At 59.2% G+C, this 25615-nt stretch carries 21 protein-coding genes and 1 tRNA gene; 5 read left to right on the top strand and 17 right to left on the bottom strand.

What is annotated here, in order from left to right:
- Window positions 1-461 precede the first annotated feature (461 nt).
- From EV660_RS13770 to EV660_RS13750, 5 genes are all read right to left on the bottom strand, one after another.
- Complete coding sequence (locus tag EV660_RS13770) at window positions 462-1289, bottom strand: sulfite exporter TauE/SafE family protein (protein WP_071478913.1); 828 nt, start codon at window positions 1287-1289, stop codon at window positions 462-464.
- Between the two features lie 200 nt (window positions 1290-1489).
- A complete protein-coding gene (locus tag EV660_RS13765; protein ID WP_071478914.1) occupies window positions 1490-3085 on the bottom strand; it encodes a gamma-glutamyltransferase family protein in 1596 nt (531 codons plus the stop codon).
- Window positions 3085-4596, bottom strand: a complete 1512-nt coding sequence (locus EV660_RS13760) for a tripartite tricarboxylate transporter permease (protein WP_071478915.1) — start codon at window positions 4594-4596, stop codon at window positions 3085-3087. Before EV660_RS13760 ends, EV660_RS13765 begins: the two co-directional genes overlap by 1 nt.
- Window positions 4597-4601: 5 nt before the next feature.
- Complete coding sequence (locus tag EV660_RS13755; RefSeq protein ID WP_232727372.1) at window positions 4602-5111, bottom strand: tripartite tricarboxylate transporter TctB family protein; 510 nt, start codon at window positions 5109-5111, stop codon at window positions 4602-4604.
- Window positions 5108-6058: a Bug family tripartite tricarboxylate transporter substrate binding protein gene (locus tag EV660_RS13750; RefSeq protein ID WP_071478916.1), complete on the bottom strand. Its 951-nt coding sequence runs from the start codon at window positions 6056-6058 to the stop codon at window positions 5108-5110. The genes EV660_RS13755 and EV660_RS13750 overlap by 4 nt, the downstream gene beginning before the upstream one ends.
- A 123-nt stretch (window positions 6059-6181) precedes the next feature.
- On the opposite strand from EV660_RS13750, the gene EV660_RS13745 reads away from it, so the two are divergent.
- A complete protein-coding gene (locus EV660_RS13745) occupies window positions 6182-7081 on the top strand; it encodes a LysR substrate-binding domain-containing protein (protein WP_071478917.1) in 900 nt (299 codons plus the stop codon).
- Between the two features lie 78 nt (window positions 7082-7159).
- Here the strand turns inward: EV660_RS13745 and EV660_RS13740 are convergent, their stop codons facing one another.
- Entirely contained in the window at window positions 7160-7867 is a 708-nt protein-coding gene (locus EV660_RS13740; RefSeq protein ID WP_071478918.1) for a fumarylacetoacetate hydrolase family protein, read from the bottom strand.
- A gap of 163 nt (window positions 7868-8030) precedes the next feature.
- On the opposite strand from EV660_RS13740, the gene EV660_RS13735 reads away from it, so the two are divergent.
- Window positions 8031-8291 (top strand): WGR domain-containing protein, encoded by a 261-nt coding sequence (locus tag EV660_RS13735; protein ID WP_071479073.1) that lies wholly within the window; start codon window positions 8031-8033, stop codon window positions 8289-8291.
- Window positions 8292-8374: 83 nt separating this feature from the next.
- On the opposite strand, the gene mtaB is transcribed toward EV660_RS13735, so the two are convergent.
- Both mtaB and dapF read right to left on the bottom strand, forming a co-directional pair.
- On the bottom strand, window positions 8375-9628 hold the full coding sequence (gene mtaB / locus EV660_RS13730) for a tRNA (N(6)-L-threonylcarbamoyladenosine(37)-C(2))-methylthiotransferase MtaB (protein WP_071478919.1): 1254 nt from the start codon (window positions 9626-9628) through the stop codon (window positions 8375-8377).
- Window positions 9625-10458, bottom strand: a complete 834-nt coding sequence (gene dapF / locus EV660_RS13725; RefSeq protein ID WP_071479074.1) for a diaminopimelate epimerase — start codon at window positions 10456-10458, stop codon at window positions 9625-9627. Before dapF ends, mtaB begins: the two co-directional genes overlap by 4 nt.
- 130 nt (window positions 10459-10588) lie before the next feature.
- Here dapF and EV660_RS13720 point away from each other — a divergent pair.
- From EV660_RS13720 to EV660_RS13710, 3 genes are all read left to right on the top strand, one after another.
- Window positions 10589-10664 (top strand) — tRNA-Lys (locus EV660_RS13720).
- Between the two features lie 359 nt (window positions 10665-11023).
- On the top strand, window positions 11024-12877 hold the full coding sequence (locus EV660_RS13715; protein ID WP_071478920.1) for an SLC13 family permease: 1854 nt from the start codon (window positions 11024-11026) through the stop codon (window positions 12875-12877).
- A gap of 107 nt (window positions 12878-12984) precedes the next feature.
- Window positions 12985-14583 carry a GMC family oxidoreductase gene (locus EV660_RS13710; protein ID WP_071478921.1) on the top strand — a complete coding sequence of 533 codons (1599 nt, stop codon included), beginning with the start codon at window positions 12985-12987 and terminating at the stop codon, window positions 14581-14583.
- Between the two features lie 34 nt (window positions 14584-14617).
- Here EV660_RS13710 and EV660_RS13705 read toward each other — a convergent pair whose 3' ends face one another.
- The 9 genes from EV660_RS13705 to EV660_RS13665 all read right to left on the bottom strand — a co-directional run bounded on the left by EV660_RS13705 (window position 14618) and on the right by EV660_RS13665 (window position 25524).
- Complete coding sequence (locus EV660_RS13705) at window positions 14618-16045, bottom strand: C69 family dipeptidase (protein ID WP_071478922.1); 1428 nt, start codon at window positions 16043-16045, stop codon at window positions 14618-14620.
- Window positions 16042-17022, bottom strand: a complete 981-nt coding sequence (locus EV660_RS13700; protein WP_071478923.1) for an oligopeptide/dipeptide ABC transporter ATP-binding protein — start codon at window positions 17020-17022, stop codon at window positions 16042-16044. Before EV660_RS13700 ends, EV660_RS13705 begins: the two co-directional genes overlap by 4 nt.
- Window positions 17019-17990, bottom strand: coding sequence for an ABC transporter ATP-binding protein (locus EV660_RS13695; protein WP_071478924.1), 972 nt, complete (start codon window positions 17988-17990; stop codon window positions 17019-17021). The genes EV660_RS13700 and EV660_RS13695 overlap by 4 nt, the downstream gene beginning before the upstream one ends.
- Window positions 17987-18838, bottom strand: a complete 852-nt coding sequence (locus EV660_RS13690; protein WP_100319104.1) for an ABC transporter permease — start codon at window positions 18836-18838, stop codon at window positions 17987-17989. The genes EV660_RS13695 and EV660_RS13690 overlap by 4 nt, the downstream gene beginning before the upstream one ends.
- Window positions 18835-19776, bottom strand: a complete 942-nt coding sequence (locus EV660_RS13685; protein WP_071478926.1) for an ABC transporter permease — start codon at window positions 19774-19776, stop codon at window positions 18835-18837. Before EV660_RS13685 ends, EV660_RS13690 begins: the two co-directional genes overlap by 4 nt.
- A gap of 61 nt (window positions 19777-19837) precedes the next feature.
- On the bottom strand, window positions 19838-21415 hold the full coding sequence (locus tag EV660_RS13680; RefSeq protein WP_071478927.1) for an ABC transporter substrate-binding protein: 1578 nt from the start codon (window positions 21413-21415) through the stop codon (window positions 19838-19840).
- 151 nt (window positions 21416-21566) lie between these two features.
- Window positions 21567-22391 (bottom strand): helix-turn-helix domain-containing protein, encoded by an 825-nt coding sequence (locus EV660_RS13675; protein WP_071478928.1) that lies wholly within the window; start codon window positions 22389-22391, stop codon window positions 21567-21569.
- Window positions 22392-22489: 98 nt separating this feature from the next.
- Complete coding sequence (locus EV660_RS13670; protein ID WP_071478929.1) at window positions 22490-24499, bottom strand: CocE/NonD family hydrolase; 2010 nt, start codon at window positions 24497-24499, stop codon at window positions 22490-22492.
- Window positions 24500-24654: 155 nt separating this feature from the next.
- Complete coding sequence (locus EV660_RS13665; protein WP_071479075.1) at window positions 24655-25524, bottom strand: MurR/RpiR family transcriptional regulator; 870 nt, start codon at window positions 25522-25524, stop codon at window positions 24655-24657.
- Window positions 25525-25615 lie beyond the last annotated feature (91 nt).

The following is a 25615-nucleotide window of genomic DNA, read 5'->3' as shown; positions in this document are numbered from 1 at the left end:
AAACACACGGCATATGCCGGAAGCCGCAGCTTCCACGGAATAAGCAAAACCACACCGGAGCAACTGGACCTCTTCCAAACACTCAACCTGCCAAAACCCAGCTGACCGCGCCCGTGTTGTAACATTTTCGGCCACTCGGCCTAAATTATTTCAAACACTTATCGATTTTGCTGATGAACTTGGGATTTCCTGGTGCTTCGATTCCAGAGAGGTCCAGCTCTAGCGACTGTGCGTTTGCAACAGTTGGGGATATGGAGATTTGAAAAAGTAGGACTCCGAGCATCAGCGTGAAGCTATGCACGGAGAGGCGCTGAGGCGCAGCGTTCATCAATATTTTGAATATTCTATGAGGGATGGTCTGCTTGGATATCGCACATCAACAGAGTCGGTTGAGAGCGCCAATCATCATCTGTGGTTACCTTTCCGCGCCTGCGGCTCGGCAAGTGCCGGGCCGCAGGCCATCAGCCCACCACAATTGCATAGATGAACCTCAGGCAGACAACCATCAGGAACAGACCGAAGGCAAGCTGTAATGCGCGGCTTGACAGGCTGTGGGCCAGACGAACCCCTAGCCCGGCGGTCAGCAATGTTGTCGGCACGAACAGGAGGAAACCAATCAGGGACACGAAGCCTACTGCATCGACCGGAAGGCCCGGTTGCCCCCAGCCTGCAATCATATAGCCAATCGCCCCGGGGATGGAGATCAGCACCCCTATCCCAGCCGATGTGGCCACCGACTGGTGGATTGGGCGGCCGTGGGTGGTCATGATGATATTCGCAATCTGACCGCCGCCGATGCCCATCAGGGAAGAGAGCAGCCCGATCACCCAGCCATAGGCCCGCAAAAGCGCGCCTTTGGGTAAGTCGGTAGCGATGTCCCAGCGTGTGGTTCCGGAAATCAGCTTGACGGCGTTGACGCCTGCGACCACGACAAACACCAGCTGGAAAACCAAAGCGGGGGCGAAGCGCGCGATTGTGGCGCCGACAAGAACGCCCAGAACAATGGGGACCGCCCAAGCACGCAGCAAAGCGGCATCTACGGCGCCGCGCGCGCGATGGCTGAGCCAGGATCGGATCGAGGTGGGAATGATAATTGCCAGTGATGTCCCGACAGCCAGCGGCATCCGGGTTTCATCGGGCACATCCAGCACCCCGAACACTTCGTACAGAACCGGCACGATCAGCGCGCCGCCCCCAACGCCAAACATGCCCGCCAGCATACCTGTCAAAGCGCCGGCAATCAGCAAGGTTACAGCAATGCTCAACAGTTCAGGTGACAGCAGGTCCATTATCTTTGCGTTCTTTCCGTTTATCAGGTGTATGCCGTATCAGCACAGATGCGCTGACAGGTGGTTCCGCTCTTCTGGCGTAGAGGTCAACACCTGAAAGCGCCATACTGTCATATTTGCGACATGAAGCTCTCTCTCTGATGGTAAAGTGTAACCGGGCAGAGAGAGCTTTGATTGATATGTGTCGCGCGTTGAGCGGATTAGAATCCGCCTGCCTGCCCGTCCTTGCGCGGATCGGACCCGGCTGCATAACCACCGCATTCCAGCCTTTCGATCAGTTGCGCGCCACCAAAGCCAAAGGCGCTGTCTGGCTGTTCAACGGAGATTTCGTGTCCCATTTCAGCAAGGCGGGCGCGGGTGGCCTCGGGCAGGGTGGCTTCACAAGCGACCTTGTTGCCCTCGATGACCCGCCAGCGCGGCGCATCAGCGGCAGTTTGCACGTCCTGGCCCCAAAGCTGCGTGCGCATTGCCATCTGCAAATGACCCTGTGCCTGCATGGGGCCGCCCATGACGCCAAAGCTCATTTTGGGGCGGCCGCCCTGCATCAGAAAGCCGGGGATAATCGTCTGGAACGGGCGCTTGCGCGGCCCCACCTCGTTCGGGTGGCCGGGTTCCAGAGTGAAGCCCGCGCCACGGTTTTGCAGGCTGATCCCGGTGCCGGGCACAACCACGCCAGAGCCGAAGCCGGAATAATTCGACTGGATGAATGAGACCATCATCCCCGACGAATCCGCCGTGGTCAGATAGACAGTGCCCCCATGTTTGGGTGCGCCGGGCCCGTGCACCTGCGCCTTGTCGCGCGAGATGAGTTGGGCGCGGGTTTTCAGATAGTCGGGGTTAATCAGATCCTGTGGTGTCACCTCTGTCATATAGCGCTGATCGGCGACAAAGCTGTGCAGGTCTGCAAAGGCAAGCTTGATTGCCTCGATCTGAAGGTGCAGGGCAAGGGTGTCATCTGCTTCAAGCCCTTCAAGGTCCAGGTGTTCAAGCATCCCCAGCGCCATCAGCGCCGCAATCCCTTGGCCATTGGGCGGGATTTCATGCAAGGACACATCCTTGAAGTCGGTTGAAAGCGTGCCGCACCATTCGGGGCGATGGGTGGCAAGATCGGTTGCGTTCAGTACTGCGCCATTCTCACGCGCATGGGCAACGATCTTGTCGGCAAGCGTGCCTTCGTAGAAATCCCGCCCCCCCGATTCTGCGATGCGTTGAAGTGACCGTGCCAGATCGGCACTGCGGAACCGCTCTCCGGCCTTTGGCGCGCGACCGCCTGGCATGAACATCTCGGCAAAGCCGGCCTGATCGGACAGCACCTCTGCCCCGCGTTGCCACAGTGCGCCGATAACGGGGGACACGACAAATCCATCTTCGGCATAGCTGATCGCGGGTGCAAGCACGGTTGGCAGGTCCAGTTTTCCGAAGCGATGGCTCAATTCCGCCCAAGCGCTGACGGCACCGGGCACTGTTACACTGCCCCAGCCGCGAAACGGGATTTCTGTCTGCCCTTGGAAACGGCCCGGTGTCCATGCTTCCGGCGACATGCCAGAGGCGTTCAGCCCGTGCAGTTCCTTGCCATCCCACAGAATACAGAACGCATCGCTGCCCAGTCCGTTTCCGGTGGGCTCAACCACCGTCAGCGTGGCTGCGGCGGCAATCGCTGCATCTATCGCATTGCCGCCGCGTGCCATCATCGACAAGGCTGCCTGCGTGGCCAAGGGGTGCGAGGTGGCCGCGACATTCTCGGCAAGCACCGGAGAGCGGCGGGACGGATAAAGCGCATCGTGGCGAAGAGGCATCAGTTATGGTCCTTGGTCTGTGGTGTTGAAGGTTTGTTTTTTATGAAGCCACGAATGGCCCAAGCGATTGAGAGCAGCGCCGCGACAAGAAAGATCAGGCTGACGGGACGGGTCAGGAACAGCGACCAGTCGTTATTTGTCATCAGCGCGCGGCGCAGATTGGTTTCCGCGATCGGGCCAAGGATGACGGCCAGCACCAGCGGTGCCAGCGGATAATCCAGCGCTTTCATCGCATAGCCGAAAATGCCAATCGCAATCAGCAGGGACAGGTCGCTGACCCGGTTGTTCAGGGCAAAAGTTCCGACGATGCAGCATACAAGCACAGTAGGCACGATCACCCATTTCGGCACTTCGGCAACGCGCAGGAAAGCGCGCATCGACACAACGCAGACCAGCAGCATCATCAGGCTGGACACTGCCATTGCGATGAACATGCCATAGACCAGATCAGGGTTGTCCATGATCAGCCGCGGCCCGATAGAGATGCCATGCACCATAAGTGCAGCCAGCAAGATCGCGTCAACCGCAGAACCGGGAATGCCCAGCGAAATCATGGGGATGAGCCCGCCCCCGGCAGTGGCCGAGTTGCCCGATTCCGACGCGATGACGCCCTCGGGGGTGCCTGTGCCGAAATCTTCCGGCGTTTTGGAGGCGCGCTTGGCCTGATCATAGGCGATCAGATTGGCGATGGACCCGCCTGCACCCGGTAGCGCCCCGATTGCAACGCCGATCATTGACGACCGGATCAGGTTGATCGGTCGCATCAGCACCTCGCGCATGACGGACAGGTTGTTGAACCTGATCTCACCTTTGACCAGCTTTTCGCCTGTCTTGATGGATTTCGGGTCTTCAACCTCGGATGCTAGTTGCGAGATTGCGTAGATCCCGATCAGCACAACAAGAAATGGAAGGCCTGCGCGCAGCGCGTCGAAGCCCATGTCAAACCTTGGCCGCCCCATCATCGGGTCGGTCCCGATGGTGGCAATCGCAAGGCCGATCAGCGCCGAGATCAGGCCGCGTTGCAGCGAATGGCCCACAAGGCTGGCAACAATGGTCAGCGCAAAGACGATCAGGCTGAAATATTCCCACGGCCCCAGCTTTACAGCGAAAACTGCCAAAGGGGGCGCCGCCACAATAAGCACCGCCGTCGAGATAAGTGTGCCGAAAAAAGACGCCCAGACCCCAAGCGACAGCGCGCGCCCCGGTTCACCCTTGCGGGCCATCGGATAGGCGTCAAAGGTCGTGGCAAGGGCCGAAGGTGTGCCGGGAATGCCCAGCAGGGCAGCGGAAATCAGGCCACCTGTATAGCCCCCCACATAGACTGACAGCATGACCGATACCCCCTGCAACGGGGGCAGGGCAAATGTCAGCGGCAATGTCAGCACAATTGCCATCGTGACGGTAAAACCGGGAATGGCGGCTGCGACGATCCCGGCGATTGCGCCAAAGAACATCATGATGAGTGTCGAGAAGGACAGCACCTCGGAGGCGCCGAGAAGAAACGCATCCATGGGTGTTATCTCCCTCTAGGTAAGAAGACGTTGAACATTTCGGCGAAAAGCCAGTTCAGCCCGTATGAAAAGACCAGCGCCAGAACCACGCTCAGCGCCACTGCCGATTTTGTTTTGGGCGACAATGTCACCAGAAGGATCAGCAAAAAGACAAGCGTTGCAATCGGATAGCCGATCATGGGCATCGCGGTCACGTAAACCAGCAGACACAGGAACATCAGCAGGACAAGGCGCCGTGCCTGCACCCATTGCACGACCTGCGACGCAAAGCGCGGGTAAGCTTCGGTCGGAATGCGGCGGACAGCGCCGATGATTGCACTGATCAGCAGCAGGCTTAGCAGCGCATGCACCAACATTGGAAAAGCGCCTGCGCCAAGGGCCTCGAAGCGCGACGTAGGGATTGTTCGCGCTTCAAGAAACATGCTGACCGAAACGGCCAGTAGGGCGACGTAGGACAACAAGCGGGCAATTTCGCCCGCCTGTTGCGTCAGCATCTGATCGCGATCTTCGCTCAAGGTGCGATGACCTCTGACAAGCGCTCGACCGTTGCGCTCAGAGTGTCGAGATAGGCGAAGTAATCCTCGCGGCCACGGAACAGCACATCAGCCCCGGAATTGTTGATCTGCTGAATGAAAGTTTCATCCTGCGACAACTGCTCGAGGGCGGCCTCTAATGTGGCCTGCGCTTCTTCCGGTGCGCCCTTTGGCATAACGATGCCGCGCGTGATCAGAAGGTCCAGATCTGCGCCCAGTTCAGCGAAGGTCGGCACATCCGGGGTCTGCGCAACGCGCTCTTCCGTGCCAGACGCAAGGAAGATCAGGTCGCCATTCTCTGCGAATTGCAGTGAAGAAGAGATGTCGCCGATCGCAACATCAAGATTGCCGCCAACCACGGCGCGGATCCGCTCGCCTGTGCCTTCATAGCCGACATAGCGCCATTCGATGTCAAAGGCTTCGGCGATCATGGCAGCATGCAGATGCGGAACGCCGCCCAAGGTCACGCCAATGGTCAGAGCGTTCGGGTTGGCCTGCGCATATTCAACCATGCCCTCGAATGTATCGAATGGCTGATCCGTCGCGGCGACAAGGTATTGAGGGGATGCTGTCATCAGGGCGATGGGTTCAAAATCGTCCCAGGCAAGGTCGGTCATGCCTACGGCGGTCGCAGTCAGTAGCCCTTCATGAATCTGGCTGATGGTGTAGCCATCGGCCGCGCGGCTGGCCGCTTCGGCCAGACCTACAGTGCCACCGACGCCACCGATGTTGATGACTGGCATCTCTGCGCCCAGATACTGCCCGATATTATTGGCGACGATTCGCATCAGGATGTCGCTGCCACCGCCTGGCGCCCAAGGGACGATGAACTCGACAGGACGAGTCGGATAGTCCTGCGCCAGAACAGGTTGTACCGTCATGGCTACTGCCAGTCCGGCACCAGCAATAATCCTTGAATAGTATGTCATGCGTCTCTCCTTGGTTGCGCTTCTGCCCTATGGGCGGGTGTCCCCCACTCGCTACAAAGAAAGAAAACGCTTAGGAAGCGATTTTGTTTGATGTTTTGATGAAGCTTTGCTTTATTAAGCGGCATGGACCTTCGGCAACTTCAAACTGTCATCGCAGTTGCAGATACCGGCAGCCTTGCTTCTGCGGCTGGCGTCGTCAATCTGACACCATCAGCGGTAAGCCAGCAAATTCAATCCCTTGAGGGGGAGCTTGGTGTCGCTTTATTCGACCGCCAGAAGCGGCCCTTGCAATTGAATGCCAAGGGCGAGGAATTCGTGCGCGCCGCCCGCGATATTGTGCAGACGATGGCCGAAACAAGGATGATAATTTCTGGCGGGCGCACTGCTGGGGTGCTTAATTTTGGGGCAATCCGTACGGTTTCAACGCATCTTGTGCCTGAAGCGCTTGTCACGATGCGCCAGAAATTCCCCGAATTGTCCTATGATATGCATGTTGGCATGTCAGAAGTGCTGGTTTCCAATGTCGCAGCGGGCAGGCTGGATGCCGCTCTGGTCGCAGAACATGTGGGGGTCCCCGCGGGCCTTGTCTGGAGCCCGATCTTGACTGAGCCTCTGGATATTATTGCGCCGCCGGGGAATGCAGGGAAGTCAGATATATTGTTGTTACGCGACCTGCCCTTCATTCGCTACGCAACCAGCGTGCCGCTTGCTCGCCAGATCGCAACCGAACTGTCGCGGCTTGCAATCACGCCTCGCGAAATCAGCGTTACAAATACCATGCCCGCTGTCGTTGGAATGGTTCAAGCGGGGTTAGGGGTGGCGCTGGTCCCGCGCATTGCAATCTATAACCTGCGCCCCGGCTCCTTGCACAGTCAGCCATTCGCAAACGGAAAAATCACGCGCTGTGTCGGCCTTGTTCAACGTCAGGTCTCTTCCCGTTCCAAAGTACTCGCGGGTTTGCATGAGGCCATGCTTGAACGAGCGGGAATGATGAACCGCTCAGCCGCTGTTCACATCGGTTAATGCCGCAGGGTTCCAGTTGTCTGCAACCGGCATCGTGGCATTGCAGGCGGCAGTTCAGCCCGCCACCTGCGTGGAAGGTCAACCAACCGCAATTTTCAGATCTCCGACCCCGTCGACATGGGCCTCCATCACGTCGCCCTTTTGCACTGGGCCAACACCCGAAGGCGTGCCCGTCATGATTATATCGCCGGCCTGAAGCTCAAAATACTGCGACAGAATGGCGATCATTTCAGGGGTCTTCCAGATCATCTGATTCAGATCGCCGTGTTGGCGTATCTCGCCATTCACCTTCAGCCAGATTGCGCCGGACGTTGGGGGCGTGATCTCTGTGGCAGGGACAAGCGCGCTGCATGGCGCGGAATGCTCGAACGCCTTGCCCACTTCCCAAGGCCGCCCCATCTTCTTCGCTTCACCCTGCAAATCCCGCCGCGTCATGTCCAGCCCGACCCCGTAGCCCCAGATTAGCGCCTCTGCCTTATCCACCGCGATATCGCGCCCCCCGCCACAAAGGGCGACAACCATCTCAACCTCAAAATGCACATCTGACGTGCGGGCCGGGTAGGGGAATATATCTGTCCCGGTCAGAAGGTTGTCGGGATTTTTCTGGAAGAAGAAGGGCGGCTCTTTGTTCGGGTCATGGCCCATCTCGACAGCATGTGCGGCATAATTGCGCCCGATGCAGTAAACACGATGGACCGGAAAGCGTTTGTCGCTTCCGTGAATTGGCAGGCTAACTTGTGCCGGGGGGGCAATTACATAGTCAGGGTTTGCTGATCGGGTACTCATGAAATGGTGGTTCCTTTTCTGTTGCGCTGCCTGGCTGTGCGATATGCGGGAACGCCGCTAAGACGCAATCCGGTAAATTCATGTCATCGACAATTATGCATTGGTTGAGGCGGCGCGCTGGTCTAACATCGTTGCCAAGAAGTTTGCGTTCAGGATTGCGCCTATGTTGACCCTTGTCTGTCATCGCACACCCTCCGGTGCCAGGAATGCCCTTGCGCATTTTTACCGTGTAGAGGTCAGCTATAATCTGTTTGGCGAATATACAGTCATCCGTGAATGGGGGCGCGTGGGTACGCGCGGGCGCCATGTCAGCCTTTGGTTCGCAAATCTGCGGGATGCGGTCCTGCTTGCGGATGACACTGTAAACCGCGCGACAAAGCGCGGATACAAACTGACAGACAAGTTGTTCGCGACGGCAAAGTAAACGCTGCCGCAAGCGTCAGGGCTGGGCCTTGAAGTTCAATCGGGGTGTGAAACGCTTTTTCAGCTCGTCACCGCTGCGACGACTCACGCCGACAACTGCCCGTTTTCCTGACCGCTGATACAGACTTGCAGGATTTCACCCACGGGTTGCGGGGTGCTGAAGCGGACCTCGGCGAATTGCTCTGTCCGTCCCAGATGTGGCGATTCGATCAGAACAGCATGGTGCTTGCCCTGTTGAGCCGACAGATGACGCTCAAGCGCGCGCTCCCCCGCTGCACGCAGACGCGCCGCACGGTCGCGGACTTTCTTGCCGTCCAGTTGGGGCATGCGCGCGGCAGGTGTGCCTTGGCGGGCGCTGAACGGAAAGACATGCAGAAAGGTCAGGCCGCAATCGTCCACCAGTTTCAGCGAGTTTTCGAACATTGCGTCCGTTTCGGTCGGAAAGCCTGCGATAATATCTGCGCCGAAAACCATATCAGGACGCAAGGCGCGGGCCTGCTGACAGAACCGGATAGCATCGTCGCGCAAGTGGCGGCGCTTCATCCGTTTCAGGATCATGTCATCGCCTGCCTGCAACGACAGATGCAAATGCGGCATCAGGCGTGGCTCTGTTGCAATGGCCTCCATCAAGGCGTCATCGGCTTCGATTGAATCAATCGAAGAAATGCGCAGTCGCGGGACATCGGTCAGCCGCAGGATACGGCGCACCAGATCGCCCAGACGCGGTTGGCCGGGCAGGTCCGCCCCCCAGGAGGTCAGGTCAACGCCTGTCAACACCACCTCGTTAAATCCATTCGCTGCCAGTCGGGTGATCTGTTCGACGATAACCCCAGCAGGTACCGACCGGGAATTGCCGCGCCCGTAGGGAATAATGCAAAAGGTGCAGCGGTGATCGCAGCCATTTTGCACCTGCACATAGGCGCGCGCGCGCGTGCCGAATCCGTCGATCAGGTGGCTGGCTGTCTCGCGCACAGACATGATGTCATCAACCTGAACCCGTTCTGTCGTGCCGATCAGGTCCGGCACCATATTCGCCCAAGTCTCTGGCTTCATTTTCTCGCTGTTGCCGATGACGCGTGTGACTTCGGGCATGGCAGCGAAGGTTTCAGGCTCGGTCTGGGCGGCGCACCCGGTCACAATGATGGGCGCGGCCGGGTTCTCGCGGCGCAGACGCCGGATTTCCTGACGGGCCTTGCGCACGGCCTCGGCGGTGACAGCGCAGGTATTGATGACCAGCGCATCACGCAGTCCCGCCCCCTCGGCCAGTGTTTTCATGGCCTCGGTTTCGTAAGCATTCAGGCGGCAGCCCAATGTGGTGAAATGTGGGCCGCTGGTCATGTCGCAAGCGCCAGAAAACCGGGCGAGAATACGCCGTCAAACACATGGGCGACAGGGCCTGTCAGCCAGACACCATCGTCGCGCCAATCCACGTCCAGTTGGCCGCCATCGGCGGTGATCCTGACGCGCGGCCCGGTCAGCCCGCGCCGATGCGCGGCCACCGCCGTCGCGCAGGCGCCAGAACCACAGGCAAGGGTTATCCCTGTGCCACGTTCCCAAACCCGCAGGCGCAGATGATCGGGCGCAATGCGCGATGCGAATTCAACATTCGTGGCCTCTGGGAACAGGGGGTCGTGTTCAACCTCGGGGCCACGCGTTGCAACGGGCGCGTTGTCGGCATCTTCTACGAAATGAATGCAATGGGGGTTGCCCATTCCCACGGCGGCAGGTGCGCTCAGCAGGGGCAGGGCGTCAAGATCGACATCCCGCGCCAGCGGAACCTTGCGCCAGTTCAGGATCGGGGCGCCCATATTGACCCAGACCTGCCCATCCCGGCGTTCGGCCAGCAAGATACCGCGCGCGGTGCGCAGGCGCAGGCTATCGCGCCCCAGCTGTGCCATGACCTTGGCGGCAACGCAGCGTGTCGCGTTTCCGCAAGCCCCGGCGCGGCTGCCATCGGCATTCCAGAAATCAAGGTCCAGATCGGCCAGGTTAGAGGCGCGCAATTCTGCCAGCTGATCAAACCCGACACCACGATGCCTGTCACCAATGGCCCGCGCCAGTGCAGGGGTCATCACCCCGCCCGCCTGCGCGCGCGAGTCGATGATGACGAAGTCATTGCCGGCACCGTGCATTTTGGTGAAGGGCAGGGGGGATACTGTTTCAGACATGAGCGCGATATAAGGGCCGACTTTCGTTGTGACCAGTGATGAATTGCACAAGGTTTCAGGAATAGTGCCGAACACGACCGATTTACCCTTGACCCCACCCCAGTGCTTTTCTAAGTAGCGCGGCATGAGTGGGCCCGTAGCTCAGTTGGTAGAGCAACTGACTTTTAATCAGTGGGTCACAGGTTCGAATCCTGTCGGGCTCACCATAATGTCTTCGTTTGACGCGAATACGAGTCGACCAGCTTTGATCTGGTTGGAACCCTATGTCGCGGTGTGATTTGCCCGCAGGGTCATCGGTATTGTCTGGAACCCCCTTTTTCACCCTATGGGGCCCAAGCACTGGCGGCGTGAAGCCGTGATGGCGCGCATGCGTCCCACTTACTCAAAAAAATAATGAAGATATGGATGCAACGCTTCTCATGTCATGAGGGTTGGTAATGCATGCAGTCGCGTTAAAGGCTGCCGGCGCCCGTCCGCCGCATCAGTTTCATGAGTCGCAAGAGGATTGCATGCCTAGTCACAGTCTGTATCCACGGATCGTAGCTCTCGATCAGGACGATTCTGAATGACGCCAGACCAGCTTTTGATTTTCGCCATCCTCGCCGCGACGATGGGTTTGTTCCTCTGGGGGCGGTTGCGGCACGATGTGGTTGCGTTGATGGCGTTGATGGGCTGTGTCGTCGCGGGGCTGGTCCCGGCGGCCAGCGCTTTTGAGGGATTCGGGCATCCGGCAGTCATTACAGTGGCCTGTGTGCTGGTGCTTAGTCAGGGCTTGCAGAACACAGGTGCGGTGGATTGGTTGGCGCGAAGCGTGCTGCCACGCGAAGCCGGGCAATTGACCAGCATTGCCGCGCTGATGGGGCTTGGTGCGCTTCTGTCGGGATTCATGAATAATGTGGGTGCAATGGCGCTGCTTATGCCGGTGGCCGTGCAGCTTTCGCGGCGTCTGAACCTGACACCCGGCCAAGTACTTATGCCGCTGGCTTTTGGAACGATTCTTGGCGGGATGACGACCTTGATCGGCACGCCACCGAACCTGATCGTTTCCGGGTTTCGTGAAGAGGCGGGTTTTGGGCATTTCGGGATGTTCGATTTCGCACCCGTTGGCGCGGCAGTTGCCATCGCGGGCGTCGTGTTCGTGGCACTGGTTGGCTGGCGTCTGGTGCCCGCGCGCAAATCGGTCAGTGCAGAGGGGTTTGATACAGGAACCTACCTGACCGAAGTCCGTGTTCCGGCAAAAAGCAAAGCGGTGGGGCTGACCTTGCGCGCTTTCGAGCGCGAAATTCACGATTCGGAATCGCAGGTTGTCGGGCTTGTCCGCAACGAAGTCCGCATGACCGCGCCGCATGGGGGGCGGCGTATCCATGCGGATGATATTTTGGTGATGGAAGCCGATGTCGAAGGACTGGCCGAGGCATTGTCTGTTTTTGGCATAAAGCTTGAAGAGCAGGGGTCCTCGCATGAGGACGAGAAAGAGCAGGATCAGAAATCGAAAGCTGCAAGCAGCAAGTCAAAATCGAAACCGGCCACCGAAGACAAGGACGATAATGCAAACCGGGATCAGGATATTGTCTTGCGCGAACTGGCCATCCTTCCCGGCACAACCATTGTCGGGCGCTCTGCCAGTGATCTGCGCTTGCGCACGCGCTACGGGCTGAACCTGCTGGCCGTGTCCAGAGAGGGGCACCCGCCGCGAGCGAGATTGCGCACATTAACGCTTAAATCCGGTGATCTGCTGCTGATGCAAGGCCCTGCCGAAGTCATGGCCGATTTCATCCATGACACTGGCTGTGTGCCGCTGGGCGAACGTGAGTTGCGCATCCCCGATGCGCGTATGGCGATTATCGCGGGGGCCATCATGCTTGGCGCTGTGGCTATTGTGACAGCGGGTCTGTTGCCCGCAGCGGCGGCCTTTACGCTTGGGGTGATTGCCTCGATGCTGTTGCGCACAGTACCGCCACGGCAGGTCTATACGTCGATTGACTGGTCGGTGATCGTGTTGCTGGCAGCGCTGATTCCGGTGGCCGGTGCGATGCAAGCCACAGGGGCGGCGGGGCTTTTAGCGCGGTTCATGGTGGAAACCATCGCACAGGGCAACGCAGTGGTGGCGCTGGTGGTCGTTCTTGTGACGACGATGTTTCTGTCTGATGTGATGAACAATGCCGCGACCGCGGCCGTGCTATGCCCCATCGCGCTTGGGATCGCCAGCGCCCTGGGTGTGAACCCGGACAGTTTCCTTATGGCTGTCGCGATTGGCGCATCCTGTGCCTTTCTGACGCCGATTGGCCATCAGAACAACACGCTTATCCTTGGGCCCGGTGGGTTTGGCTTTGGTGATTACTGGAAGCTGGGGCTGCCGCTTGAAGTGCTGGTGGTGGCGGTCAGTGTTCCCTTGCTGCTTTTGGTCTGGCCATTGTAATCCGTGTTGTGGTGCGGCAATGGAAACGGGTGGTGGCAACACAGGTCCGTTAGCCTATTGCGTGCGAAGACCTGAGCGCTCGGCTAGGGAAGCTCTGGGGGAGAGAGATGGAAGAGTTTGATTATATCATCATCGGTGCGGGCAGCGCCGGATGTGTGCTGGCAAATCGCCTATCGGCGGACCCGCGCAACCGTGTCTTGCTGCTGGAGGCGGGCGGGCGTGACAACTACCATTGGATCAAGATTCCGGTGGGCTATCTGAAATGTATCGGAAACCCGCGCACGGACTGGTGTTTCAGGACCGATGCCGAAGACGGGTTGAACGGCCGCAGCCTGGGCTATCCACGCGGGCGCGTGCTGGGGGGCTGTTCCAGCATCAATGGCATGATCTACATGCGCGGGCAGGCCGCGGATTATGATGGCTGGCGCCAGATGGGGTGCACCGGCTGGGGCTGGGATGACGTGCTGCCCTTGTTCAAGGCACAGGAAGACCACCACCTTGGCGGGGATGACCTGCACGGCTTTGGTGGTGAATGGCGGGTCGAACGGGCGCGGATCAAATGGAAGGTGCTGGACGCCTTTCGCGATGCGGCGGCTCAGGCCGGTATCCCCCTGACCGATGATTTCAATCGCGGCGATAATGAAGGCAGCGGATATTTCGAGGTCAACCAGCGCCGTGGCATCCGGTGGAACACTGCAAGGGCATTTTTGAAACCCGCACTGAAGCGTCCGAATCTGAAGATTCTGACTCATGCTCAGGTTCGCTCGCTCATCATTGAGGGGGGCGAAGTCGCAGGCGTTGTTTTCGATCAGGACCAAAAGCCTGTACAGGCTCGGGCGCTTCGGGAAACCATCCTGTGCGCCGGTGCAATCGGCTCTCCGCATGTTCTTGAATTATCCGGTATTGGACGCGGCGATGTCTTGCAGAATGCAGGAATCGCGCCACGCGTCGAGGTGCCGGGAGTTGGGGAGAACCTGCAAGATCACTTGCAGTTGCGACTGATCTACAAGGTCAAGGGCGTGCCGACATTGAACGAGAAAGCCTCGACCCTGTGGGGCAAAGCCATGATCGGGCTGGAATATCTGGTCAATCAGTCCGGCCCGATGTCGATGGCACCCAGCCAGTTGGGGATTTTCACCCGATCCGGCCCGGACAAGGCGACAGCTGATCTGGAATACCATGTCCAGCCGGTCAGCCTGGACAAGTTTGGTGACCCGGTCCACCCGTTTCCCGCGATAACCGCCAGCGTGTGCAACCTGCGCCCCGAAAGCCGGGGCAGCGTGCATGTGACATCCCCGGACTATCGCGCGCAGCCCGCGATCCGGCCGAATTACCTGTCGACCGAGGGGGACAGGGATGTCGCCGCGCGTTCCATCGAACTGACACGCAAGATTGCGGCGCAGCCCGCCTTTGCCCGCTTCAGCCCTGAAGAATACGCACCCGGACCCGCATTCGCGACACGGGATGAGTTGGTCAGGGCAGCGGGCGATATTGGCACAACCATCTTTCACCCGGTGGGTACGTGTCGTATGGGGGCAGATGACGCCTCGGTCGTGGATACGCGGCTTCGCTTTCGTGCCTTGGGGCGTTTGCGCATTGCCGATGCCTCGATCATGCCGACCATCACCAGCGGCAATACCAATTCGCCCACAGTCATGATCGCAGAGAAGGCGGCGGGCATGATCCTTGAGGATGCAAAAGCGTGACCCACCCTGCCGGGGTGGGTCTGCGGGGTGCAGGTTACCAGACCTGATCGGGCTTCATGGGGTGCAAGCTCAGGTTAAGTGCGCCGCAATTGCGCACCCGCATTTCCGCCGCATCGGCCAGACACATGGCGTCTTGCAGGGCGTTTTGCAGCCAGAGGCTGGATTGCACGGTCAGCAGGCGCCGTGCAAGATGGTCTTCACCTTGTTCAAGCAGGATTTCCGCGCTGCGCAGCACTTCGGGCAATTCCGCTTCCAGTCCGACCTCCAACCGCCGCCAATGGGCATGAATTTCATGCAGCAACGGGTCTTGCATCTGAAAGGCCAGATGCATCAGTCGCTTCTGCACGGCAAAGGCCGAATGGGTGACTTCCGCCCCTTGCGCGACATGGCTGACAGTGTCGCCATCGCGCTCTGAATGGCGTTCGTCCAGAAAGCGCGCGCTTTCGCCTGTGGTCAGGTAACGGTGGATACCATATTCCAGCGGGATTTCAGTCATGCCCATGAAGACTGGCACCAGTGGCGCGGTTACTGGCCCGACCGGCGCGTGCCACATGACCCGCAAGGCATCATGGCTGGGGTGCACCAGCGGCACGACCTGCCCATAGCCAGCGGTGTCCCCCGTCAGCCGCTCCGTGGCGATGGCGAAAACCACATCATGCACCCCGATCTTTTCGGGGCGGGATGCACGCTGGCGCATCTCTTCCTCGATCCAGGCAACGCCATCCCAGCGGCCCTTGCCATCGCCATAGATGGCATTGACATCAAATGGCCCCTGCGCGGGATCGTACCAGCCCTGATCAATCGCAAAGCTGATGAAGTGCTCAGGAAACAGAAAATCATCGTCAGGCTTGTCAGGAATGGTTCTGATATAGCCCGGTCTGCTGGCGCGGATGCTGTCCGGCCCCAGCCTTTCGGCCACCCACAGCTTTTGCGCACCAGAAAATTCGATCACGACCCATGCCTCATCCGGGTCGGCAATGATATGGGAATTGCCGCCATAGCAGGAATAGCCATGTTCCGCGATCAGGGCTGCAATCAGATCGACGCCTTCGCGCGCTGTGCGCGCGCGTTCCAGAACCAGCCGCGCAAGGTCCGAGTAATTCGGGCCGCGCTGGTCAGGCGGCGTCATCTCGATCAATTCTTTGCGCGAGGTTGACCAGATATCGCGCACCGCCACACCATGTTCATTCAGCCCGCCATTGGTGATCGGTGCAGGCACACCCAGATAATAGCTGTAGCTGACGCGTAAATGGCGGAAGGTCTGCGCCACTTGCGGAATCGTGCTGCGCTGTCCCGGCAGGTCCGCGCTGGGCGAGACGCCGACCTCGATCTGTGATCCGGGCGCATGAGTTTCGCGCGGGGCGATTTCCAGCCAATGGCTGGAGGGTTCATCGCCATAACCGGCCAGCCATGCGTGACCATCTGCGCTATGGTTGCGCCCGATATAGATGCCGTAACTCATGTATTCTCGCTTATTGGATAGTGGCAGGACACTGCGCGCGGCCCTGATTGGGTCAGTTCAGGAACCCGCGCGCTGCAATCGTCGCGCGCAACCGGGCAGCGCGGGTGAAACTCGCATCCAGTCGGGCGCGACGTCAGGGCAGGGGTTTCGCCCGACAGGATAATGCGTTCGCGCCGCGTGGTCGGGTCGGGTTCGGGGTTGGCCGACATCAGCGCCGCTGTATAGGGGTGGCGCGGCGCTTCCATGATCTGCGTAACCGGCCCGATCTCGACAATGCGGCCCAGATACATGACCGCAATCCGGTCTGCGATATGGCGCAGAATGTTCAGGTTATGGGTGATGATGACAGTGGTCAGGCCATGCTCTGCCTTGATGGCATTCAGCAGGTTCAAAATCTCGCCCTGAACCGAGACATCCAGCCCCGCTGTCGGCTCATCTGCCAGCACCACCGCCGGGTTCAGCGCGAGCGCGCGGGCTACGCCGACACGCCGCGCTTGCCCACCGGAAAGCTGATGCGGGTAGCGGTTCAGGAAATCGGCATTCAGGCCCGCATCTTCCAGCAGGCGCGCGGCTGTTTCAGTCGGGTTACCCGCTTTCCGGCCGTGAATGGCGAAGGGTTCCAGCACCAGATCGCGCACTGTCTTGCGCGGGCTGAGTGATCCGACAGGGTCTTGGAACATCATCGCCATCTGCCTGCGAATATCGTGCCAGTCGGGGCGCTGGTGCAAGGCAATGTCCTTGAACCAGATCTCGCCGCCAGCCAGTGGCAGCAGCCCATTGATCGCGCGGGCCAATGTGGTCTTGCCAGAACCGGATTCGCCCACAATCGCCAGTGTTTCACCGCGCATCACCTCAAGCGAGATCCCGTTTAACGCTTGCACATGGCGCGCATCGCGCGGGGCCATCAGTGCCTTTAACCCCCGCAAGGCAGGAAACTCGACCACCACATCGCGCAGTTTCAGAATTGGCTGCGTCATTGGCGACCCCCACCTGCAAAATGGCACCGCGCCCAATGTGCGCCGGTTACTGCCGACGGGGTGGGGCTTGTGCGGCAGATCTCTGCGGCCTTGTCACACCGGTCGCGAAAGATGCACCCTGTCGGCGGGGCCGTCAGATCGGGCAGGTCACCGGGGATCGCAGGCAGGAGCGCGGCCTTGGTTTTCATCCGGCCCGGGTCGCATTCGATCAGTTTGGCCGTGTAAGGGTGGCTGGGGGTGTTGAACACATCAGCAACCGGGCCTTCCTCGACCGCTTCGCCCGCATACATGACCACCACGCGGTCGCACAGTTCCGCAATCACCCCCAGATGGTGCGAGATGAACAGGATCGCGCAGCCGATTTCGCGCTGCAACTCTTTCAGCAAGTCAATAATCTGGACCTCAAGCGTGGCATCCAGCGCGGTGGTCGGTTCATCAGCGATCAGCAGCTTGGGGCGCATCAGAACGGCCATTGCAATGGCCACGCGCTGGCGCTGGCCGCCGGATAACTCGTGCGGATAGGCGTCAAGCTTGGCCACGGGGTCTGGCAGCCCCACGCGCCCCAGCATATCCGCAGCACGGCGCGTTTTCTCTGCACGGCTTATCTTTTCACGATACTGGATATCGTGCATCTGCCGCCCGATCGTCAGCACCGGGTTGAGCGAGGTCATCGGGTCCTGAAACACCACCGAAATATCGCGCCCGCGCATATCGCGCAGACGCCGCGATGGGGCGCCGACCAGCTCTTCCCCTTCCAGCGTTACCGAGCCTGCTGCAATGCGCGCATTCTCTGACATCAGTTGCAAAAGCGCGTTGATCAGGGTGGATTTGCCACAACCGGATTCCCCGACAATCCCGACAATCTGGCCTGCCGGAACATTAAGGTCCACATCCCGAAGTGCCTGCAACGCACCTTCGCGTGTGGCGTAATGCACCGTCAGCCCGTCTACGGTCAGTGTCTCGGTCATCGCGATTTCCTCAGTTTCGGGTCTAGCTGGTCGCGCAGCGCCTCGCCCAGAAAGGTGAAGCCGAGGGTGACAAGGATCAGCGGCAAACCACCCGCAATGATGATCCAGGGCGTATTGCGGATATAGTCAAACCCGTCCTTCAGCGTGGCGCCCCAGCTTGGCGTGCCGGGCGGAACGCCGATGCCCAGAAAGCTCATGCCCGCCTCGATGGTGATGACAACCGGCAGATTCATCGCCGCAAGGATGAAGAATGGCCCCAGAACATTCGGCAGGACATGATGAAATACAATCCGCGCAGCCGAGGCCCCCATCGCGCGTTCGGCCAGAATGAATTCGGCATTCTTCAAAGACAGGGTCTGCGTGCGCACCACGCGCCCATATTCGGAAAAGGATGTGATGACGACCACGATGATCACCGTGCTCAACCCGCGCGGCAGAAGCGCTGCCAGCGCCAGCGCCAGAATGATGGTGGGATAGGCGCGCAAAGTGTCGAACACAAACAGCAGCACATTGTCCAGCCAGCGCGGGCCAAACCCTGCGATCATGCCAAGCGTCAGCCCGATCAGGCCAGATATGCTGACCGCGACAAGTGCCACATACAGGGCAATGCGGCTGCCCTGTGCCAGCCGTGAGAATGTATCGCGCCCCAGATTATCCGTTCCCAGCCAATAGGTGCTTGAGGGCGGCGCGAAACGGTCGGCAAGGTTCATCGCCGTGTGATCATGCGGCGAGATGACATCGGCAAAGACCGCAACAATCACCAGCCCGACAATGATGGCCATTGCGAAAACCGCCATCGGATCGGCCAGCAAACGGCCAATGAGGGAATGCTTCAACCGGTCCATCATTTCACCCTCTGGCGCGGGTCAAGGGCGGCATTTACCAGATCCGCGATCAGCGCGCAGGTCACAAAAAAGCCGATGGCGACCAGCATGGACCCCATGACGACCGGGTAATTGCGCCCCGAGACGCTGTCATAAATCAGCGAACCGATCCCGGGGCGCGAAAAGACGATTTCAGCGAAAACGGCACTGGATAACATGCCCCCAATGCCGACACCCAGCACCTGAACCGCAGGCAGGATGGCAACGCGCAGCGCGTAATTATAGATCACCTTGCGGCGTGTCAGACCGAATGCGCGTGCTGTGCGGATATAATTTTCGCCCAAGGTTTCCAGCATCGAGGCGCGCACGATCCGCGCCACATAACCCACCCAGGCAAGGCCGATGGCGAAGGATGGCAGTGCCAGATGATACAGCCTGCTTGCCAGATCGCCCGGCTCTCCGGCGCCGATGGTGGGGAACCATCGCAAGGTGACGCTGAATAAAAGCAGCGAGTATAGCGCCACGACAAAAGATGGCGCGGCGATAAAGCCCACGGAGAGCACACCGGTCACACGGTCCAGCCAACTGTTGCGGTTATCGGCCGAAAATGCCCCCAGCAGAATGCCCAGCGTGGCCGACCAGAAGATCGCGCCAAAGACCAGCGCCATCGTATGCGGCAGGGCGCTGAATACAGCTTCGGCAACAGGGCGATTGCGGTTGTAATCCATCCCCATATCGCCGCTAAGAATGCGCCCCCAGAAATTCACGATCTGCACCAGAACCGGATCATCCAGCCCCATATTCGCGCGAAACTCCGCGCGCAGTTCCGGTGTGGCCCTTGGTCCCAGCAAAACTGTCGTCGGGTCGCCCGGAAGCGTGATCATGATCGTGAACAGTGCCGATATGGCCACAAAGACTATGGCCAGCGCCAGCAGCACACGCTGAAAAGCGTATTGCAGCATTCTGTTGCCCTTTCAAAACAGAACATGCCCGCCACGTCGCGGCGGGCATATGATCAAGCACTCAGGCGCGACGGAAGAATTGCACCAGGGGTTGGCCATCGGGGCGGGTGGCCGGTGCAATGCTGTCGGCAAACAGGTTTGCCGTAACACCATGTGTCAGGAAGCGATAGCCGCCCGATTCTTCCATCAGGTCCTGCATCCGGCGATACATTTCATCGCGCCTCTCAGGGTCTGTTTCGGACAAGGCTTCATCATGCAGCCTGTCGAATTCCTCGTTCGAGAATTGCTCCCAGTTCCAGTCGCCGATCTGGTCGGATACGAACCATGCGGTCGCATAATACGGGTCCGGCGTCATCGAGAAGCGCTTGATGGTCAGTTCCAGATCTTTCCAGCGGTCCCCGTCAGAGGCGACGCCAAGACTCCAGAAAGATCCGGATTCGTGAACATTGATGTTCAGATCAATTCCTGCCTGCGCCATCATCGCCTGCATGACCTGTGCCGCGGTGGTGTGAGTGACGTTGTTCAGCACGTCTATATTGATTTCCAGACGGTCGATGCCTGCCTCGTCCAGCAATTCGCGGGCGCGCGCAAAATCTGCCTGAGGCGGAATCAGCCCCTCTGGGCGATGCCCGATCAGGCCCGGTGCGATAATGCCTGTGGATGGTTCCGCCACATCGAAAAATGCCGCCTGCATGATTGAGGGCACGTCGATTGCGTGCATGATGGCCTGTCGGACACGGATATCTTCAAATTTCGGGTTCTGCACATTCAGCCCGACCCAATGATAGAACAAGGCCGGATGCAGGGTCATTGTCGCATCTGCGGGCGGATTGTCGCGCAATCGCTGCACGGACCCCGCCCCGATGGATGTAAAATCGACATCCCCTGCTTCCTTTGCGATTTCAGCGGCGGAATCATCCACGACCACGATCAGGTCAACACGTTCGAAATCAGCGGCCTCGCCCGAAAAGTCGGGGTTGCGTTCCAGCACCCAGCGTTCGCCCAGACGGTGTTCGACCACGCGGTAGGGGCCAGACACAGCGGGCGGGATGGCGGTTGTGATCTTGCCGCCTGCGGCTTCGACCGCTTCCTTGCAGATCACGGTGCCCGCCAGATAGGGCAGTGCGATTGTCCAGATCGGCGCAAATGGGCGCTCCATATGGATAATGCCGGACAGACGGCCTGTCACCTCGACATGGGTGAATGTGCCAAGGTCGGGTTTGATCCGCGAATTGTTTTCCTCGACCATATGGCGGTCCATCGAGAATTTCACGTCTTCGGCGGTGATCTCGCCAAACCCGTCGGACCACATCTGCCCCTCTTTCAAGGTGAAGGCGATTGTGGTGGGGCTGGTCTGCTCGATGGTTTCGGCCAGATCAAGCTGCCAGTCCCATTCCTCGCCCGGGACATACTGGATCAACTTGCGATAGATACAACCGTATAGCAGTTCTTCCAGAAAGCCGGATGCGTCCAGCGGATCATAATCGTCGGGTTCCAGATAGGCACGAACATTCAACCGGCTGCCATCTGCCCAGGCGGCAATCGGGAACATGGTCGCAGCACTCAGGGCGGCGGTGCCTGCGAAAAGCTGTCGGCGCGTCAGGCTTGGAAAGATCGAGGTGGTTTTCAGGTCGTTCATGGTGGCCTCTCCCGGTGATGGAACGACGCGTCGGGTTGCGCGAAGTTCTCTGTTCATTGCCGCATCATGTTGCAGGGCATGTTTGCATCCACGCAACTGCGCATCTTGGAAAAACTATATATTTCTGACGCATTAACTGCGTCACATCGCGTCAGGCTGGCAACTCCAGCGCTTTGAGCATATGTTGCCCTTCACCGCCGACTGCCAGCATGCGCGCGACATTCCGGGGTAAATCGGGGCTTTGGGCAGGAAATATGCCTGTCTGCTTCATATCTCGGCGCAGATTGGTCGTCTTGCCCAGATATTCGAGGAACACCTGCGCGGCAAAGGGGCTTCTGGCGCTGCGGCCCTGAACCCCAAGCGTCATGCCGGTCAAGTATTCGGGCACCTCGGCGGCTGCGGGAAACAGGATTGTCTGTGACAGCGACCGCAATGCGTTAGAGTTGTGGTCGGTAATGAAGATACGGCCTCCCAGCATGAATGCAACGCCGATATAACGAATGAAATGCGACCTGCCCAAGGGGCTTTCTTCTGGCTGTATCCGCTCTGACAAGCGCGTATAATAAACGCCTTTGTATTCTGATATCCGCAGGATGGAGCGTCGTATCATGCCGGGGCGGCTGGGGGTGTAGTAATAGTAAAAGTAGTAACCGCAATAGGGTTTCAGGCTGTCTGCTGATCCGGCAATCATGCGGTCGATATGGGTCGCGGCAGGGCCAAGCGCACGCAAAAGGTGCCGTGCGCGCGGGCGCAGCGAGACGAGTTCGGCAAAGCGACCAGGTGGTAAGAGCAGTTCCTCTTCCTCGACCCCGAAATAGTCGCAGATGCGTCGAATATTCCGCGCCGAGGGGCGGGAGGTGCCGCTTAGATATTTGGTGAATTGCTGCCTGTTGATGCCAAGGTTTCGGCATACATCGGCGATTGAAGGGGCATAGCTGCACAGCAGCTTGAGGTTGCGCGCGATATTCTCCTGCATGGGGCAGTTCTATCTGACTGGCGCGAACAGGCAAGAAATATCGCGCCTGTTCGCGTCAGTTTTCCAGCGCGACGTTGCCCCTGGGAAAAATAGGCGCGCTAAACCCCGTCGCGCGGGACCGAGAACTCCCAATCGCGCTGGATCAGACAGTCCTCGCCTTCATATGCGCGCAACTGCGCAACGATATGAAATCGCGTCGCGTCACATGTCATTTCCGTGCGCGTCTCTGTGCGCGTCTGCCACGCACCACGGCCGATTGTGTAGCTCCAATGTGTTTCGTGGCGCGCAGAGAGCGGGTCATCCGCGCGGATATCCCATGTCTCGGTAATAACCTTGCCGGATTCCAGACCTGTGCTGTCATGGCGCGTCAGCCCGCCATCGGTGGTCAGGGTCAGGCGTTGCGTGCCATCGTGCAGGCGTTCTTCGTGCCGGGTGAACCCCTCTGGCCGCAACAGGGTAGAGGCCCCCTCGCGTGTCTGCTCTGGGGGGGTAAATACAGGCGCATCCTCCGCAATCTCTGGCCGGATCGGCAGGTCAAGCGCGCAGCCTGCTGGATCAAGCTGAAGCGATAGCGGCGCCGCAGAGGGCCACAGCATGGGCCAATAGGCGGTTGACAGTGACAGTCGCAGGCAGTGACCGGCAGGCAGATGGTAGGCAATGTCATTGAACGCGAATTCCACGTTCATCGGTGTGCCCGGTGTCATTGGGGAAACGGTTTCATGCCCGTCTTGGTGGGTCAGGTTCAAAACCCCCATTGTGATGAAGGCAACACTTCCATCGGGGCGCAAGTCGCATAGCCGGGCGACGACAAAGCCGCTGGACTGATCGGGTGTCAGCCGCAGGCGCAACCGTGCAGCACCGACAATGTCTTTGCCCGCCTCCAATGGGGCTGTGTCCAATGTCAGGCACAGCGCATCATCTGCACGCTGGTCGTCCGCCAGTTCATCCAGACTGCGCATTCCGGGGCAAAAGCGCTGCCCCGCCAGCCCCACAGTTTGCGGGTTGGATACGACAAGGGGGGCTTTGCCCGGCTCTGCCCCTAGGCCACTTTCCGAAAGGTGCAAAGCCTCGCGCCCAATACGGGGGGAGGGCCAGCTTGGCTCGGATATCCAGCGGCCCTTGCGGGCCAGCATCCGGCGCGCGGGTGACTCCGATTCGATGACATACATCCGGTAGGACATATCTGGCGCTTCGCCTTCGCCTTTCAGCCAGTGGTCGAACCAGGCCTTGACCTCTGCCAGAAAGCCGATCGAGGGTTCGGGCCATGCAACATTGGGGTATTTATGCGCCCAAGGGCCATTCAGGCCCGCCACAGGCGATGACAGCCCCGCAATGGTGCGCGGCACTGCGTTGGAATAGGCATCCGCCCAGCCCCCAACAGCAAGGATGGCCGCCTTGACCGCCCCGTAATCTTCACAGACAGAGGCACGCTTCCAATAAGCATCGCGGCGCTGGTGGGCCAGCCATGTCTCGATGTGCAGGGGCTGGTTCCGCAGCCGGTCCAGCCAGATGTCGCGCCATGCCTCGCCCACGATTTCCGGGTCAGGCGGACGCGAGGAATAGGCGAACATCTGTGATGACCAGCCCTTGTTTTCCGTCAGCAGGCAGCCGCCCATATAGTGGATGTCATCGGCGTAGCGGTCATCAGTGAAGCAGATCGTCACCGCAGCCTTCAGCGCGGGCGGGGCCAGTTGCGCCAGTTGCAACCCGTTGAAGCCCCCCCAGCTGATTCCGATCATGCCGACGGACCCGTTGCACCAGTCTTGTGCCGCCAGCCATTCAATGACCTGCACGCCGTCATCCAGTTCCGCTTCGGAATATTCGTCGCTCATATGGCCGTCAGAATCGCCATTGCCGCGAATATCGACGCGAACACCGACATATCCGTGGCGCGCCAGCCATGCATGGGTCAGCTCGTCCCTGGGTAGGGTTCCATCGCGCCTGCGATAGGGAAGATATTCAAGCACCACGGGTGCAGGTGAAAGCCGCGCGGATTCAGGCATCCAGATACGCGCTGCAAGCCGGGCACCATCGCGCATCTGGATCCAGACGGGATCCAGCACTTCGACAGAGTTTTCCGCGCTCAATCTGTTTTCGGTTTGCAGCATCAGTGCCCCTCCTGTTTTGCTGTGATTAGAGGGGGGGCGGGCAGCAGAGACAATCGCGCGACCTGCGTCTGACTGGCGCGACTAGACGCGAATGGCGACGCGAATGGGGCTTTTACTACGGGTGCCGGGGGGTAGGTCAGGTATGCGCCTGGATTTCACCGCATCCGTTTGAATAGCAGCATATCTTCATAAAACCGCTCCATCCTGGCCAGTCTTTCGCGGGTTTCCTGCCAGTTGCGTTCCTGTATAGCTGAAAGAAGCGCCTCCACCAGTGCAACCATCGGAACGATTGTGTCCCAGGCAGAAGGGACTTCGACATGGCTGGTCAGGATATGCTGTGCGACACCTGCGCTGGGCGAGATCCAGCGGTCTGTCAGCAAGACAATTTCGACGCCCTGTGCGTGGGCGAGTTCGGCAAATTGCATGATCGACGGTTCATAGCGCCGGATGTCACATATCACCAGAACATCACGTTCGGACATTTCCAGCAGGGCCGGGGGCCATGTGTTGGGAAGGCTGGGCAACAGCGTCACATCGCTGCGCATGACATGAAGCGCAGTTGTGAAATACTCCGCGACCGAGCGCGTTAACCGTCCGCCCATCAGATGCACCGGGCGCGACTTGTCGGCCAGAATGCCTGCAACCGTGTCAAATACCCGCAGATCCTGTTGGCTGAGGGTTTGGTTCAGGTTGTCGATCACGCTTGTTGCAAAACGGTTCAACGGGTGGTCAGGCTGCGAGTTGTCTGCCCATTTTTCGTGCTTTGCGATGGGAGAGGCAAGACGTTCGCCCATTTCTTCATGCAATTGCATTCGGAATTCAGGGTAGCCAGAGAACCCCAGTTTCCGCACCAGTCGCACCACAGTCGGCGCCGATACGCCAGCATCCTGTGCAATTTCAGAGACTGACCCCAGCACGGAAAGCGGGAAATTACCCAGCATATGGCTGGCAAGTTGGCGTTCTGCACGCGTCATGCCGGACATGGCCGCGCGCAACTTGTCTTCCAATGTCTGAAACTGTGTCATGACGCCCTGCACCGCGATTGCCTGCAAAATAGACTTTTCATTCTGTAATAAAATTTTCAAAAAAGAAAGAAAAGAAATATACTTGACACAA

The organism is Roseinatronobacter bogoriensis DSM 18756, from assembly GCF_004366635.1.
In the GTDB taxonomy this organism is placed as follows: domain Bacteria; phylum Pseudomonadota; class Alphaproteobacteria; order Rhodobacterales; family Rhodobacteraceae; genus Roseinatronobacter; species Roseinatronobacter bogoriensis.
The sequence above is the reverse complement of the archived record's forward strand: the minus strand, read 5'-3'. Positions and strand labels throughout refer to the sequence as shown.